The sequence below is a fragment of the Fictibacillus nanhaiensis genome (assembly GCF_036213205.1).
GTDB classification, from domain to species: domain Bacteria; phylum Bacillota; class Bacilli; order Bacillales; family Fictibacillaceae; genus Fictibacillus; species Fictibacillus nanhaiensis_E.
Map to the genome: position 1 here is coordinate 64,797 of NZ_JARMFC010000009.1, position 15,780 is coordinate 80,576.

Below are 15,780 nucleotides of genomic sequence, written 5' to 3' on the forward strand. Positions count from 1 at the left end.
TTTAAATAACAGGGAGGCGTTGGATGAGTACTTTTAATAGTACGACCAAAAATGTTCATGTGAAAGACCAAGCAAAGTTAGCACAGAAAGCTTCAAAAAAGCTTGCACTGCTTAGTGAAAAAGAAAAAAACGAAGCTTTATTGATTATTGCAGACACGTTAGAAAGAGAAACAAACTTTATTTTAGAACAAAACAAAAAGGATCTAGTCAATGGTGAGAACAATGATTTCTCTGAAGCTTTGATGGATCGTTTACGTTTAACAGAACACCGCGTTAAAGAGTTTGCAAACGGCCTACGGGAGGTAGTTGAGTTAGAGGATCCTGTAGGTGAAATCTTGTCTGACTGGACGCTGGATAACGGATTGAACGTAGAACAAGTTCGTGTACCCCTTGGTGTAATCGGCATGATTTACGAAGCACGACCGAATGTAACTGTTGACGCAACAGGACTTGCTTTAAAATCAGGAAACGCCATCGTGCTAAAAGGTGGATCGAACGCTATTCATTCGAACTCAGCGATTGTATCTGTTATTCATAAAGCGTTGGGAACAACAAAAATTTCAGAAGATGCTGTTCAATTTATTGCTTCTACAGATCGCGAAGCGGCGGGTCAATTGTTTACGATGAAGGAGCATATTGATGTCTTGATTCCTCGTGGTGGCGGTAATCTGATTAAAACGGTTGTCGAGAATGCTACGGTTCCTGTCTTAGAGACAGGTGTCGGCAACTGTCACATCTATATCGATCAGTTTGCTGATGTTAGTAAAGCTATTAACATCATGGAGAACGCAAAAACAGATCGTCCAGCTGTATGTAATGCCGCAGAAACGTTTATTTTTCATGAAGCGTGGCTCAATGAGCATGCGGAACAAGTTACAGCTCTATTTGAAAAGCACGGTATTGAAGTGCATGGAGACGAAAAAGCAGCAGAGTTCTTGCCAGATGTGATACCAGCCAATGAAAAGGATTGGGCGGAAGAGTATCTAAGCTTGGCTGTAGCAGTGAAAGTAGTTAGCTCTGTCGAAGAAGCAGTCGCTCATATTGAACGATATGGCACAAAGCATTCAGAAGCGGTCGTGACGGAAAATGCAGAGAATGCCGTTGCTTTCTTAAACAGTGTTGACGCAGCTGCCGTTTACCATAACGCATCTACTCGCTTCACTGATGGGTCAGCGCTTGGATTCGGAGCTGAGATCGGCATTTCTACCCAAAAATTACATGCTCGCGGTCCAATGGGTCTGCCAGCACTTACGACAATCAAGTATCGTATGACAGGTGACGGTCAGGTTAGGTAATTTTTTTGAAAGCAGTCCCTTTTGGGGGCTGTTTTTTTTGTCGATTTTTTGTAGACACAAAGAAGGTGAAGTTATATTGGTAAGAGAATTTGATTAGAAAAGGAGGTCATCTATGTTAGTTAAAGATCGCAGTAAATCTATAAGGATAAGAAAGCTTGAAGTTATGCAACGACGAGTTATTAAGCATCATCCCAAATATTTTACCATGGAAGATGAATTAAGCGGCAGGTTAGCCGGACATTTCGGTGAGCAATCAAATGACTACTTTTTAAAGCCTTTTCGAGACTTTTCTGTTGTGCATGACCTTAGGCTTACAGCGCACGAAAGTTATTTTCAGATCGACACCCTGCTTCTTTCCCCTCGTTATCTTTTGAACCTCGAAGTGAAGTACATTACCGGAACACTAATTTTTGACCACCTTAATCAAGTCATCCGCGTTAAAGATGATGGAACGGAAGAAGCTTTTAAAAATCCTATTTTTCAAGTAAAGCGACAACAGTCACATTTAATCGAATGGATGACAAAGAACCGTATACCTCCTATTCCCGTTCGGTCTCTGGTTGTGATGAGCAATCCAAGGACCATTATTAAAGCCCCTCCCTCAAATAAAGATGTGCTTCAATATATTACCCATAGTCCCTATTTGCAGGAGAAAATTAAAGTGATTGATAAGATGTATACGGACGAGAAGCTGACGATAAAAGAAGTCACTAAACTCTCCAATATGCTTGTACGACATCATGTCCCTGAAAACCCTGATCTTTTAAAAAGGTATGGTATTGAAGACAAAGATATTATCAAGGGTGTTTATTGTACGGAGTGTTTTTATTTGCCTGTGGTGCGAAAAAAAGCTGTTTGGCTTTGTCCTAAATGTTTGAATAAAAGTAAAGACCTTCACCTTTCTTCACTTTCTGATTATGTACTTTTGTTTGGGAAAAACATCACTAATAAAAAATTATGTGAGTTTCTGTGTCTTTCATCCAGACATACAGGGAAGCGACTACTTAATGAAATGAACTTACCTCATACTGGTGGAAAGAAAGGGAGAGTTTACACACTACCTGATCCGTATTGAGATTATTCATGAGTCGATGACAAACTTTTTAAATCGCTCATAAACTTCTCGAATCGCTCATAAACTTCTCGAATCGCTCACAAACTTCTCAAATCGCTCACAAATCGACAATTTACTTAATACAAACACGTGCAAGAGCCAATAAACACAAAAAACCTCTTGCTAAAAGATCAATCCCTTAGCAAGAGGCTTTAACATACTAATTCTTATTAATGACTCCCATGATCACCGTGATCACCAGAATCATGTTCACTTCCGCCGCCATGATCACCGTGATCTTCATGATTCTCAGTGTTCGGTGCGTGCTGGTGCTTATCGTGCTTCGCGTGACCTGCTGTCATTACCCAAACAGAACCGATGACGATAACGATCGCAACGAATGCTGCAAATAGGATGTTACCGATCTGTACACGGCTCGTTAGGTTACTCTTAGTCGAGTTCTCGGTTACGTGCATGAACATCAAGAGCTGAAGAGCAGCTTGTAGGAACGCAAAACCGAAAATGATAATTAAAATCCAAGTCATAGAAAGATCTGTTTCAAGCGCAATCCATAGTGCGAATAATGTTAGCACGATGGATAACACAAAACCGATTAAATGTTTCCACGGAAAGCCGTGGTGTTCATTAGCTGCAGTTTTACTAGCCATTATGCATCACCATCCCCATCAGATAAACGGCTGTGAAGATAAAGATCCACACTACGTCTAAGAAATGCCAGTATAGACTGGTGATGAAAACTTTTGCAGATGTAGCTGGCGTTAAACCGCGTTTCGCTACTTGGATCAAGACCATCGTTACCCAGAAGATACCGAACGTTACGTGGGCACCGTGAGTACCGACAAGAACGAAGAACCCTGACCATGCTGCACTTGTACCAATGTTCGCACCTTCATGAATGAAGTGTAAGAACTCTTCAATCTCAAAGTAAAGGAATCCAAGACCAAGACCCAAAGTGATGGCCATCCACGTGATCAAACCTTTTACATTTTGACGGCGCATCTCATGAACCGCAAGTCCACAGGTAAAACTACTTGTTAAGAGCAAGAAAGTTTGGATCAACAAACTCTTTACTTCAAATAGCTCACCAGGTGATGGACCATCAGCGATACGATGTTCTAAAACCATATAAGTTGCAAATAATGTTGCGAACAACGCAATTTCTGCCCCGAGGAAAATCCAGAAACCGAGAATATTTAAACGCCCAGTCTCCGAACGATACTCTAAAGGCGTGTTGGGGTCGTGTGTTTCTGCATGTGCCATTTTTTCACGCCTCCTTATTTAGAAATCTTTTCTGTTTCGATTACTTCTTCAACACTTACATAATAACCATCATCATACTCGAATGAACGATAGAACAATGTTCCAAACACACCGATTATTCCAGCGATCGCCATCCACATCCAGTCGAATACCATTCCGAATCCGGCAACAAAGAAGAAGGATGCCATGATGAAAGGAACACCAGAGTTACTTGGCATATGAATCGGTTTAATATCTTCAGCTTTTAGCTTCTCAACTTTTCCAGCTTGCTTCTGTCTCCAGAAGTGATCAAGACCTGTTACCTCTGGAATTTTAGCAAAGTTATAGAATGGAGGCATTGCTGTAGGAGTAGACCATTCTAAAGTACGGCCATCCCAAGCATCTCCAGTTGTTTCACGCTTCGCATAACGGAAGCTGTAGTACATGTTGTAAACAAGGATTAAGAACGCGATTCCCATCATGAATCCACCGATCGTAGATACCATGTTCAATGGACCCCAGCCAGACTCTTCACTGTACGTGTAAACACGACGAGGCATACCATCTAGACCAAGGAAGTATTGTGGGAAGAAACATACGTTAAATCCGATTGTGAATACCCAGAATACCCATTTACCGATACGTTCGTTCAGTTTGTAACCAAACATCTTCGGATACCAGTAGATCAAACCAGCGAAACAAGCAAATACTGTACCTGCGATCAACACATAGTGGAAGTGAGATACTAGGAAGTATGTGTTGTGGTACTGATAGTCAGCAGCTGCCATGGCTAACATGACACCCGTAACCCCACCGATTACGAAGTTCACGATAAATCCGAGTGACCAAAGCATCGGCGTTGTAAATTGAATCTTACCTCTGTACATCGTAAACAACCAGTTAAAGATCTTAACACCGGTTGGAATACCGATTGCCATCGTTGTGATCGAGAATACAGAGTTAACAAGTGCTCCAGAACCCATCGTAAAGAAGTGATGGACCCATACCAAGAAACTGTATCCTGCGATTAAAAGCATAGACCAGATCATGGCTTTGTAACCAAATAGCGTTTTTCTAGAGAACGTAGAGATGATCTCTGAGAACATACCGAATGCCGGTAGAATTACGATATATACCTCTGGGTGACCCCATAGCCAGAAAAGGTTCGCCCATAGCATATCCATTCCTGCTCCTTGCAGAGTGAAGAAATGGCTGCCGAATAAACGGTCAAATGTCATAAGTGCTAGTGCAACAGTAAGGATTGGGAAAGCGAAAATAATGATAACCATTGTTACAAGTGATGACCAAGTAAACATCGGCATACGGAACAATGTCATTCCCGGTGCACGCATCTTAAGGATCGTCACTAAGAAGTTAATACCCGTTAAGAGCGTACCAATACCTGCTATCTGTAGCCCGAGCAGATAATAGTTCTGTCCAGGTCCTGGACTAAGCTCGTTACTCGCAAGCGGCATGTAACTCGTCCAGCCTGCTGATGGAGAACCACCAATTACGAATGAGATGTTGAACAACATCGCACCAATAAAGAACGTCCAGAAACTAACTGCGTTTAAATAAGGATAAGCTACGTCACGTGCTCCGATTTGTAATGGAACAACGACGTTAATTAAACCAATCAAGAACGGCATCGCCATGAAGATGATCATGATCGTACCGTGCGTTGTAAAGATTTCGTTATAGTGCTGTGAATCGAGGAACTTAGCCTCTGGAACCGCTAGCTGTGTACGCATTAAGAGGGCATCTACCCCACCGCGGAACAGCATTAATACAGCGGAAACGATATACATGATACCAAGTTTTTTATGGTCAACAGTTGTAAGCCATTCGTCCCACAACCATTTCCACTTATTATATTTAGTAAGATAGAACAGGATACCCACCATCGTTAGTACGATGGATACGTCAGCACCATATATCATCGGGTCGCCTGTTACGAAAAATTCATCCCATTTCATATTGAAATGCCTCCTCTGTTAATGGGCATGAGAATCCCCATGAGACTCTGATTCTGATTCTTCTAGCTTCTTCATCTCTTCTTCACGCTTTTTCTTTTCTTCCTTCGCTGCTCTTGAGTGAGGAATTTTCTCTTCATAACCTAAACGTTCACGAGCATCTAGCGCGTACTCAGCATTTGTAGCATGGTCTACCCAATCTAAGTGAGTGGAAGAGAAAGTCATTTCTTTTACGTGACCAGGAAGCATCAGCTTGTCATATTGCCCCTTGGAAAGTTCAGGAGCATGAGCTTTCGTTTCACTCGCCCATTTTTCAAACTCTGCATCAGACATAGCCATCACATCAAACGTATGATTTGTAAATCCTTCTCCTGTAAAGTTGGAGTTACGTCCTTCATACGTCCCTTGCTCGTCAGCTTGCAGATAAAGCTCTGTCTCCATGCCTGCCATCGCATATTTCTGACCACCTAACTGAGGTACCCAGAACGATGCCATTGAATCAGCTGAAGTCAGCTTGAACAAAACAGGTCGATCTTCAGGAATGTGAAGATAGTTAACTGTTTCAATATCTTGCTCTGGATAAGAGAATACCCATTTCCAGTTTACAGATGTTGCATGAATCACCAATGGCTTTTGATCTTTCGATTCTTCAGGAGGTCCTTCAAGAGAATAGATACTCTTAACCGTTGGAATCGATAATGCAATAACGATAATGATAGGAATGATCCACCAAATCGTTTCAAGAAGATGACTTCCTTCATTATCAGGATCATAGCCTTTGTGGTTTTTGCGATCACGATATTTATAAACAATAAAAGCAGTAAGTGCGTAAACAACTAGTAGGATAAATAACATAAACCAGATGGAATACATGATCAGATCCCTCTGTTCAGCTCCTACAGGTCCTTTTGGATCTAAAACAATCATATCGCTGCAGCCGCTAAGCATAAATACGGCCATCAATAACCCGAATGTAAAAAACGGCTTCAACCGTCGCATCACCAGGTCCACCTTCCTTTCTCTATTTACAAGCATTTACTTTTGCCTAATAAAAAACGAACCAAGAGTGATTATAGAGCATTGTGAATTAAATCACAATGTAAAACATAGGCAAAAATTTAAATGACAAAAACCTTTGCTTTCATAGTACCAGAATCCTAATAAATGTGACTCTATCCACAACAAATGTCACGATTACTTCAAATAAAGCTCACAACTTTATCACAGTTTTGACATAGAATGTTCACGATTTTGGAAGAGACTTCTTTCATTGGTAAAGACTCTTGAGCTTTTTAAAAGTTCAGTTTTTACTTTTTACCCTAAATCCAGCCAACATACACCTGCCTATGTAAATTTTACAAATAAAAAACGACCTTGTCTTTTTAGGACAAGATCGTGATTTCTTAAATACTTAAGCACTTACTTCAACTTGATTTTCAGTATCATTATAAACATTTGTATCAAGCTGATTTTGAACCTTACTAGTTAACAGTCCTGATGTCATGGCACCACTTACGTTAACAGCAGTACGACCCATGTCGATCAATGGCTCAACAGAGATTAACAAACCTGCTAGAGCAATTGGAAGATCCATTGCGGAAAGTACAAGTATTGCTGCGAACGTAGCTCCACCACCAACACCCGCTACACCGAACGAACTTAGTGCTACAACTACTACTAGTGTCAACAAGAACGATGGAGACAACGGATCGATTCCGACTGTTGGAGCGATCATAACGGCTAGCATCGCTGGATAGATTCCTGCACATCCGTTTTGTCCGATCGAAAGACCGAATGAACCTGAGAAGTTTGCAATTCCGTCAGGTACACCCATGCTCTTTTGCGTACGAATATTTAACGGAAGTGCTCCTGCACTCGTACGAGAAGTGAAAGCAAAGGATAGTACCGGGAAAGATTTTTTCATATAAGTAATCGGGTTTAAACCTGCAAATGTTAATAGTAATAAGTGAATTCCGAACATAATTAGCAAAGCTACGTATGAAGCAATTACGAACTTACCTAGTTTTGCAATTGCATCCATATCGCTTAGAGCAACTGTTTTGGTCATTAGCGCGAGAACCCCATACGGAGTTAGACGAAGAATCAACGTTACTACTCGCATGATAACCGCATAAAAGGCGTCAACAATCTTAGCAAAAAGCTCTGCATGCTCCTCTTGCTTGCGTTTGACTCCAAGATAAGCCACGCCCAGGAAGGCTGCAAAGATAACGACAGCAATCGTCGAAGTCGGACGAGCTCCTGTAAAATCTAAGAATGGATTAGCTGGTAAAAATGAAAGAACCTGTTGCGGAAGTGTCAAATCTTTTACCTCAGCAAACGTCCCTTCCATCTGTTCACCACGAGCCGTTTCTGCATCTCCTTGCTCAATCTGTACCGCTTCGAGATCAAAAACAGTAGAAGTTGCAATTCCGACAACCGCGGCAATTGCAGTCGTACCTATTAAGATTCCGATGATTAATCCACTAAGTTTTCCGATGTTTCCTTTTAAGTTCAGACGCGTAAACGCTGAAAGAATGGAAATAAATACGAGTGGTACGACGATCATTTTGAGGAAAGTTACATAACCACCGCCGACTAGATTGAACCAGTCAGTCGATTTAGCAGCAACCTCAGAGTCCGCTCCATATCCGTACTGAAGTCCGAGTCCGAACAAAATCCCTAGACCGAGACCCGTAAAAACACGCTTAGAGAATGAAACGTGCTTTTTTTGCATGTAATACAAAACACCCAATAGTATAAGCATAATAGCAATATTCGATAAAACTAAACCAGTAGTCACCTACAAGCCCCCCTTTAGTTAACTAAATTAAATTAATACAATTAAACCCATCTGTCAAGTAGGGATTAACAGTGAAATGTTTTTAACGGCCACCTCCTCACACAAAAAAAGACAAGCTTTAAGAAAGAAGTTAGCGTGTCATTAGAGTGTGTATGCTTTAGTCTCAGGTGAATATTTAGTTGTGATACAGATATATTCATCTTAAAACTAAGATATGCTTGTTTTTGTAACAAATTTCTATGACTTGGTACTAAAATCCTGTGAATCAATATTCATTCTGCAAAATGTCTTCAAAATGTCTGGTTTTAACACTTCGTTAACTATCTATTCTAAATCTTCTTTTGGGTAATTTGTGAATTCATAATCGCTCGATCTCGTGGACAAAATACAAATTATAAAGAGATGAGGAGTGAAAAAACATGGCACGAGGAAAATCGTTCGAACATAAAAAACAAGGTCATCCAGGAAGGTTTCCTGATAACACACTTCAAAATCGCCTTGTTGAAAAGTCTGATGAGACAGATTCGGTTAACCTTGCGACAAAAGAAGCTTTTAAGAACAGAACTGGTGAGCAAGAATAGATAAGTTACAGGCACTCTTGGAATTTCTTCCATGGGTGCTTTTTCTTTTATAAGATTACGTATGCACCTATTGAGTTCCTTCCCCATTCAATACTATAATCAAGAGGGTACAAATTACTGACAGAAAAGGTGTTATATAGATGAGTATTTTAACGGTGCAAGGCTTAAGCCATGGTTTCGGCGATCGTGCCATATTTAATGATGTTTCCTTCCGCCTGCTTAAAGGTGAGCACATCGGTTTGATCGGTGCAAACGGTGAAGGTAAATCAACGTTTATGAATATTATTACAGGCAAACTAAAGCCTGATGAAGGTAAAGTAGAGTGGGCTAAAAAGGTGCGTGTCGGTTATCTTGATCAACACACGGTTCTTCAAAAAGGCATGTCGATCCGCGATGTATTGAAAAGTGCGTTTCAATACTTGCTCGACATGGAAAATGAGATGAACAGCATGTATGAAAAAATGGGTGAAGCAACACCTGAAGAGCTTGAAAAGATGCTTGAAGATGTTGGCGTTATTCAAGATACATTAACAAACAACGACTTCTACGTAATCGATGCTAAAGTTGAAGAGATCGCACGTGGACTTGGGCTTGATGATATCGGTTTAGACCGTGACGTACATGATTTAAGTGGTGGACAGCGTACGAAAGTATTGCTTGCTAAGCTCTTATTAGAAAAGCCAGAGATCCTCTTACTGGATGAGCCAACAAACTATCTGGATGAACAGCACATCGAGTGGCTGAAGCGTTATTTGCAGGAGTACGAAAATGCGTTCATCTTGATCTCGCATGACATTCCGTTCTTAAATAGTGTTATCAACTTGATCTATCACATGGAAAATCAAGAACTGAACCGTTATGTCGGAGATTATGACCACTTCAAATCTGTTCATGAGATGAAAAAATCTCAGTTGGAAGCAGCATTTAAGCGTCAACAGCAAGAGATTGCCGGATTGAAGGATTTCGTTGCACGAAATAAAGCACGTGTTTCCACTCGAAACATGGCCATGTCTCGTCAAAAGAAACTCGATAAAATGGATGTCATTGAACTCGCTAAAGAAAAACCAAAGCCAGAGTTCAACTTTAAAGAAGCGCGCACGCCAAGCAAGCTGATCTTTGAAACGAAAGAACTTGTTATCGGATATGACGAGCCACTTTCTAAACCATTGAATCTGCGTATGGAACGCGGACAAAAAATTGCTTTAGTCGGTGCGAACGGTATCGGTAAAACTACGTTACTTCGCAGCATCTTAGGTGAGATCACGCCTGTTTCAGGTTCCGTTGAGCGCGGTGAAAACCTGGAGATCGGATACTTCGAGCAAGAAGTGAAATCAACAAACTATAATACATGTATCGATGAAATCTGGAGCGAGTTCCCCGGTTTCTCTCATCATGAAGTTCGTGCTGCTCTTGCGAAATGTGGTCTAACGACAAAACATATCGAGAGTAAGGTAGAAGTGCTGAGCGGTGGAGAAAAAGCAAAAGTTCGCCTTTGTAAGCTCATCAACCATGAAAACAATGTTCTTGTTCTCGATGAGCCGACAAACCATCTAGACGTAGAGGCGAAAGATGAATTGATGCGTGCACTGAAAGCTTTTAAAGGTAGTGTTCTGTTGATCTCCCACGAACCTGAATTTTATAAAGAAGTCGCAAATGACGTCTGGAACTGTGAAAGCTGGACGACTAAGGTGTTTTAATTAATCGTGTTTGTTAGCCCTCATCTTTTGATGGGGGTTTTTATTTGGAAGTTTATTTTGGCAGAGGAATGGTATAGGTTGCTGCTTTTCTTTCACCTGTAGGCTTCAGTTTCATACTATAGAGGAGTTTTTTTACGGATGATTGTGATTCCATGTGGAGAAATGAGCGTAGATCTTTGTTTTTGACCACAGGACTAAACAAAAGTGCATAATCAATGATTGCTTTTTTATGAGCATTCAAACAAGTGTTGGAGCAGCTTGCACACAACCAGTTTCGTTTTATTCTGATTAGTGCGACCTGAGTACAGTTTGGACAAAAAACACCTGTTAAAATTTCATTGCGATGAATATTGAACAATTTTAAAATGTCAGGATTATGCGAAGTATGTACTTTTAAGAGCATAGAAGAAATTCTTTTTAAATCTCGCTTTTGAAGAATAACTTCAGATTCTAATTTTTCAATTTCTTTGATTTTGTTAGGTAAGGTCCTACCTCTTATAATTTTTTTTGCGTTTTTTCCGTACTTTGGGGAAATTCGAATATAAGATTTTGGATTCGTAATTACAACTAAAGTATGAATCGGTATACGGGGAAATTTGTGTCTAAGAAGCCAATTGGAAAAATGATTTTTTTGTATTTCAACTTGATTTACGGGGTCTGGGAAAGTTTCATCTATCCCTTCTCTAGTACGCACAATCTGATCATATTGATGATCAAAATACAAATTACCTATTAAATTCTTCACTTCAATTATAATACAGAATTTCGAATGGATAATTACGGCGTCCAGTTGGAAATAAAGTTGGCTGTTATCGTTTCTGGGGATTCGCAGATCGTGAAAAATGTGGTAATCATCGTGTGGTAGTTCAGAAAGGAAATAATCCAATGATAGTTCTCCCCTAAAGCCCGCTAAGTACTTTCTATAACTGCTCTCAATCAGTTGCTTCTGATTATGACTTGGGAGAATTCTTTCTAGTAAAGCTTCAAATTTTAATAGTTTAAGCGGTTTGGTTCTAGTTTTTTTAATCAATTTATCACTTCCTCTTATACTTGGACATGAACAGTTGATTCGCTAACTATGGTGTAGAATCCTTTTTTAGTAAAAGAAATTTTTATAGGCCCGAAATTTGGTTTTATAGGCCCTAAATTTCTATTTATGGGCCTTCAAAAAATTTTATGGTCCTTCAAGTAAATTTATAGGCCTTCAAAATCATTTATAGGCTTTTCGACAAATATCGCCAACCGTCCCCCCTTCCCACAAAAAAAACACCCCTGCTAAAAGCAAGAGGTGCCCACCCAATCACCTAATCAACTATTCAACTCTTCCACCAACAGAGAAAGCTCTTCCCATCGTTCCATCGCGGCTTCAAGCTCACTCTCCACTTTTTTCTGCTCAACCATAAGCTCGCTGATCTTCCCAAAATCGCTGCCAGCAGCTACGATTTCAGATTCGATCTGTTCCTTCTTCTCTTCTAAGTTCATGATTCGCTCTTCAATCGTATCCCAATCTTGCTGATCTTTGTAAGACAGCTTCTTCTTCTTTTCTTTGCGGTGTGGTGCAGCGGGTTCAGTCATCTCTACAAAAGATGCCTCTTTCTTCACCGTAGCAGCCATTTCATCACGCTCTTTTTTCTCATCCATATAGTCCGTATAGCTGCCTTGAAATCTTTCAACCTCTGCGTTCCCTTCGAATGCGAGAAGATGATCGACAACCCGGTCTAAAAAGTAACGGTCATGGGAAACAGTCAGCACTACGCCAGGAAAGTTTTCTAAATACTCTTCTAAAATTCCTAATGTTTGAATGTCCAAGTCGTTTGTAGGTTCATCCAAAAACAGAACGTTCGGCTCTTCCATTAAAACTTTTAACATGTACAAGCGGCGCTTCTCTCCACCTGATAACTTACGAATATACGTATATTGCATATAGCGAGGAAACAGGAAACGCTCGAGCATCTGTTCAGCCGTTATCGTCTGGCCATCTACCGTCGTGATGACCTGTGCTGTTTCCTTGATATAATCGACAACGCGTAAGTTGCCATCAAGTTCTTCGTGATCTTGTGTGTAATAGCCGATTTTAACCGTTTCCCCTACTTCAACAGAACCCGAATCAGGTATCATTCTACCTGCTAACATATTTAATAAAGTGGTTTTTCCGCTTCCGTTCGGCCCGATAATTCCAAGTCGTTCACCTGGAACGATCAGATAGTCGAGGTTTTTAACTAGCTCTTTTCCATCTAAACTTTTACTCAAGCCTTCAACTTCAATCACTTTTTTACCAAGTCGTTGTGATCCGATCGCAAATTCTACAGAGCCTTTCACTGCTGGGCCTGTTTCTTCTTGCAAACTTTCTACACGCTGAATTCTAGCTTTTTGTTTCGTTGTACGTGCTTTTGCACCGCGTCTCAACCATGCTAACTCGCGGCGTAGAGTATTTTGCCGCTTATCTTCGTTCTGCAGAGCGATTTCTTCACGCTCAGCTTTTTTCTCCAAGTATGTTTCGTAATTTCCCTCATATACATAAAGCTTCCCATTATCAAGCTCGAAGATATTGTTAGTTACGCGGTTTAAAAAATACCGGTCATGGGTAACCATCAGTAAGGCGCCTTTATAGTTTCCTAAAAATGTTTCCAGCCATTCAACCGTTTCATTATCAAGATGATTTGTTGGCTCATCCAAAATCAGCAGATCAGCAGGTTGAATGAGTGCTTTTGCAATCGCTACTCTCTTCTTTTGTCCACCGCTTAAATGCTTCACTTGACGAGAAAAATCACGAAGACCAAGCTTAGTTAACACCGTTTTTGCGATAGTGTTTGCTTCCCATGCCTCATTTTCATCCATCTTTTGTTGACTGCTCATCAAACGCTTTAGCATCTTTTCGTTTGACGGGTCAGACTCTAAATCTAATAAGGCTTGTTCGTATTCACGCATCGTCTTCATGATAAGAGAATCTCCGTAATAAATTTGATCTAAAACGGACATCTCTTCATCAAGTTCAGGTTCTTGGGCCACATATTCGATTTGAAATGTATTCGCATGTGATAAAGTTCCTCGTTCAGCTGGTTCTATCCCTGCTATTGCTTTTAATAATGAAGACTTACCTGTTCCATTCGGGCCGATGAGGCCAATTCTTTGCTTGTCGCTGATCGAAAAAGTGATATCGTCAAACAACGTTTTTTCACCATATGTTTTATATAAATTTTCAACTAATAAAATACTCAAAACCATATCATTCCTTAGGCTAATGTCTTTGTTTTCTATTGTATCTTAACCGTGTCAGAATAGCATCTCTCGGTTATGATTTGCATTCTTTTCGGAATATTTGTTATAGTGATAAACATGTTCTGAAAAGAAGTGGGCACGTTTTTTGCTCAAAACGGATGCCACCTATTTTCAATTCACACATCGGCTTTGCTTTTTTCTTGTAGTTGATGCTGGGTTCATTTAATCCAGCAAGCTTTTTAATGCGTTTATTGACCGCGCTTTTGACTTCAAGTTTTTTTCTGCTATTCCCCGCAAGCTCTTTTTGCAAATAAAAAGCTCTAAGAAACAACCTGCCAACTTTTTCATAAACAAGTCATCCGTTGAGCAAACTAACATGACCCATTTCATGAAAAAAGAAAAGGAGAGAAATTTTTACATGCAAACAGGAGTTATTATTTCTTTAGTTATTTACATGGCCGGTATGCTTTATATCGGGTACTGGGCTTACAAAAAAACATCTGATCTAAATGACTACATGTTGGGTGGAAGAGGATTAGGTCCTGCTGTTACTGCACTTTCAGCCGGCGCATCTGATATGAGTGGTTGGATGATGATGGGTATTCCAGGTGCGATGTTCACTGATGGAATCAGCAGCATTTGGATCGCTGTCGGACTTACGATTGGTGCATATTTAAACTATATTCTAGTAGCACCTCGTCTTCGTACGTATACAGAAGTTGCAGATGATTCGATTACCATTCCTGATTATCTTGAAAATCGCTTCAATGATACACAGAAAATTCTACGTATCGTATCAGGGCTCGTAATAATAATCTTCTTTACTCTTTACGCGTCTGCTGGGCTTGTATCCGGCGGTAAGTTGTTTGAAAGTGCATTCGGTACAACTTATCTAACTGGAATGTTAATTACGGTTGGGGTAGTTGTAGCTTATACACTATTTGGTGGATTCCTTGCAGTAAGTTGGACTGATTTTGTTCAAGGCTGTATCATGTTCATTGCTTTAATCTTAGTACCAGTCGTTGCTTTTACTGATATTGGTGATACGCAAACATTAATTGACACTGTACGTGGTGTTGATCCATCCCTTTTACAAGTATCAAAAGGATTGACCACTCTTGGATTAATCTCTTTATTAGCTTGGGGATTAGGTTACTTTGGACAACCACATATCATCGTTCGTTTTATGGCCATCACATCTGTTAAAGACATTAAAACAGCAAGAAGAATCGGTATGAGCTGGATGATCATCTCTCTTATCGGTGCATCTCTTACTGGTTTGATTGGTGTTGCTTGGTTTGCTAGAGAAGGAAGAGAACTTGCTGATCCTGAAACAGTATTTATTGAATTTGCAAACCTGTTGTTCCATCCACTAATTACTGGTTTCTTATTAGCTGCCATTCTAGCTGCAATCATGAGTACAATTTCTTCTCAGTTGTTAGTAACATCCTCTTCTGTAACAGAAGACTTTTATAAGCAATTCTTAAAGAAAGATGCTTCTCAGAAGGAACTCGTTATGATCGGCCGTATTGCGGTACTCATTGTAGCCGTAATCGCTGTATTGTTGTCATTGAACCCTAGTGATACCATTCTTAGCCTTGTAGGTTACGCATGGGCAGGATTTGGTTCAGCATTTGGACCTCTCGTCTTATTAAGTCTATTCTGGAAGAAGATGACAAAATGGGGCGCTCTAGCAGGTATCATTGTTGGTGCTGTAACAGTCCTTACTTGGGTACAGTTCCCTGATCTAAAAGAACAAGTATATGAAATGATTCCTGGATTCTTCTTAAGCTTGATCGCCATTGTTATTGTAAGCTTATTGACAAAAGATCCATCTAAAAAGGTTCAAAACCAATTTGATGACATGGAAGAAACTCTTGATGAATTAAAATAATACAAAA

At 40.2% G+C, this 15,780-nt stretch carries 13 protein-coding genes; 5 read left to right on the forward strand and 8 right to left on the reverse strand.

Annotation, left to right across the window (positions count from 1 at the left end; all coding sequences use genetic code 11):
- Window positions 1–23: 23 nt before the first annotated feature.
- Together P4V41_RS11460 and P4V41_RS11465 are read left to right on the forward strand one after the other, a co-directional pair.
- Entirely contained in the window at window positions 24–1,295 is a 1,272-nt protein-coding gene (locus P4V41_RS11460) for a glutamate-5-semialdehyde dehydrogenase (protein ID WP_328085016.1), read from the forward strand.
- A 112-nt stretch (window positions 1,296–1,407) separates the two neighbouring features.
- Window positions 1,408–2,370: a nuclease-related domain-containing protein gene (locus P4V41_RS11465; RefSeq protein ID WP_328085017.1), complete on the forward strand. Its 963-nt coding sequence runs from the start codon at window positions 1,408–1,410 to the stop codon at window positions 2,368–2,370.
- A gap of 209 nt (window positions 2,371–2,579) precedes the next feature.
- Here P4V41_RS11465 and qoxD read toward each other — a convergent pair whose 3' ends face one another.
- From qoxD to P4V41_RS11490, 5 genes are all read right to left on the reverse strand, one after another.
- On the reverse strand, window positions 2,580–3,017 hold the full coding sequence (gene qoxD / locus P4V41_RS11470) for a cytochrome aa3 quinol oxidase subunit IV (RefSeq protein ID WP_328085018.1): 438 nt from the start codon (window positions 3,015–3,017) through the stop codon (window positions 2,580–2,582).
- Complete coding sequence (gene qoxC / locus P4V41_RS11475; RefSeq protein WP_144704062.1) at window positions 3,010–3,630, reverse strand: cytochrome aa3 quinol oxidase subunit III; 621 nt, start codon at window positions 3,628–3,630, stop codon at window positions 3,010–3,012. Before qoxC ends, qoxD begins: the two co-directional genes overlap by 8 nt.
- 14 nt (window positions 3,631–3,644) lie before the next feature.
- Window positions 3,645–5,585: a cytochrome aa3 quinol oxidase subunit I gene (gene qoxB / locus P4V41_RS11480; protein ID WP_328085019.1), complete on the reverse strand. Its 1,941-nt coding sequence runs from the start codon at window positions 5,583–5,585 to the stop codon at window positions 3,645–3,647.
- 18 nt (window positions 5,586–5,603) lie between these two features.
- Complete coding sequence (gene qoxA, locus P4V41_RS11485; RefSeq protein ID WP_419181307.1) at window positions 5,604–6,584, reverse strand: cytochrome aa3 quinol oxidase subunit II; 981 nt, start codon at window positions 6,582–6,584, stop codon at window positions 5,604–5,606.
- 409 nt (window positions 6,585–6,993) lie between these two features.
- Window positions 6,994–8,346 (reverse strand): L-cystine transporter, encoded by a 1,353-nt coding sequence (locus P4V41_RS11490; protein ID WP_328085114.1) that lies wholly within the window; start codon window positions 8,344–8,346, stop codon window positions 6,994–6,996.
- Window positions 8,347–8,801: 455 nt separating this feature from the next.
- Between P4V41_RS11490 and P4V41_RS11495 the strand changes: the two genes are divergently transcribed.
- Complete coding sequence (locus tag P4V41_RS11495; RefSeq protein ID WP_186320646.1) at window positions 8,802–8,963, forward strand: hypothetical protein; 162 nt, start codon at window positions 8,802–8,804, stop codon at window positions 8,961–8,963.
- 140 nt (window positions 8,964–9,103) lie between these two features.
- Window positions 9,104–10,660, forward strand: coding sequence for an ABC-F family ATP-binding cassette domain-containing protein (locus P4V41_RS11500; RefSeq protein ID WP_328085021.1), 1,557 nt, complete (start codon window positions 9,104–9,106; stop codon window positions 10,658–10,660).
- Window positions 10,661–10,712: 52 nt separating this feature from the next.
- Here the strand turns inward: P4V41_RS11500 and P4V41_RS11505 are convergent, their stop codons facing one another.
- The 3 genes from P4V41_RS11505 to P4V41_RS11515 all read right to left on the reverse strand — a co-directional run bounded on the left by P4V41_RS11505 (window position 10,713) and on the right by P4V41_RS11515 (window position 14,189).
- A complete protein-coding gene (locus tag P4V41_RS11505) occupies window positions 10,713–11,690 on the reverse strand; it encodes a nuclease-related domain-containing protein (RefSeq protein ID WP_328085022.1) in 978 nt (325 codons plus the stop codon).
- Window positions 11,691–11,968: 278 nt separating this feature from the next.
- Entirely contained in the window at window positions 11,969–13,879 is a 1,911-nt protein-coding gene (locus P4V41_RS11510; RefSeq protein ID WP_328085023.1) for an ABC-F family ATP-binding cassette domain-containing protein, read from the reverse strand.
- Window positions 13,880–13,982: 103 nt separating this feature from the next.
- Window positions 13,983–14,189: a hypothetical protein gene (locus P4V41_RS11515; protein ID WP_328085024.1), complete on the reverse strand. Its 207-nt coding sequence runs from the start codon at window positions 14,187–14,189 to the stop codon at window positions 13,983–13,985.
- A 108-nt stretch (window positions 14,190–14,297) separates the two neighbouring features.
- On the opposite strand from P4V41_RS11515, the gene putP reads away from it, so the two are divergent.
- Window positions 14,298–15,773: a sodium/proline symporter PutP gene (gene putP, locus P4V41_RS11520; RefSeq protein WP_328085025.1), complete on the forward strand. Its 1,476-nt coding sequence runs from the start codon at window positions 14,298–14,300 to the stop codon at window positions 15,771–15,773.
- Window positions 15,774–15,780 lie beyond the last annotated feature (7 nt).

Bases quoted from the DNA above. Each gene is read 5' to 3' on its own strand.
- P4V41_RS11490 (WP_328085114.1), bottom strand. From the start codon at position 8,346: ATGCTTATACTATTGGGTGTTTTGTATTACATGCAAAAAAAGCACGTT.
- P4V41_RS11465 (WP_328085017.1), top strand. From the start codon at position 1,408: ATGTTAGTTAAAGATCGCAGTAAATCTATAAGGATAAGAAAGCTTGAA.
- P4V41_RS11460 (WP_328085016.1), top strand. From the start codon at position 24: ATGAGTACTTTTAATAGTACGACCAAAAATGTTCATGTGAAAGACCAA.
- qoxB (WP_328085019.1), bottom strand. From the start codon at position 5,585: ATGAAATGGGATGAATTTTTCGTAACAGGCGACCCGATGATATATGGT.
- putP (WP_328085025.1), top strand. From the start codon at position 14,298: ATGCAAACAGGAGTTATTATTTCTTTAGTTATTTACATGGCCGGTATG.
- P4V41_RS11495 (WP_186320646.1), top strand. From the start codon at position 8,802: ATGGCACGAGGAAAATCGTTCGAACATAAAAAACAAGGTCATCCAGGA.
- qoxD (WP_328085018.1), bottom strand. From the start codon at position 3,017: ATGGCTAGTAAAACTGCAGCTAATGAACACCACGGCTTTCCGTGGAAA.
- qoxC (WP_144704062.1), bottom strand. From the start codon at position 3,630: ATGGCACATGCAGAAACACACGACCCCAACACGCCTTTAGAGTATCGT.
- P4V41_RS11500 (WP_328085021.1), top strand. From the start codon at position 9,104: ATGAGTATTTTAACGGTGCAAGGCTTAAGCCATGGTTTCGGCGATCGT.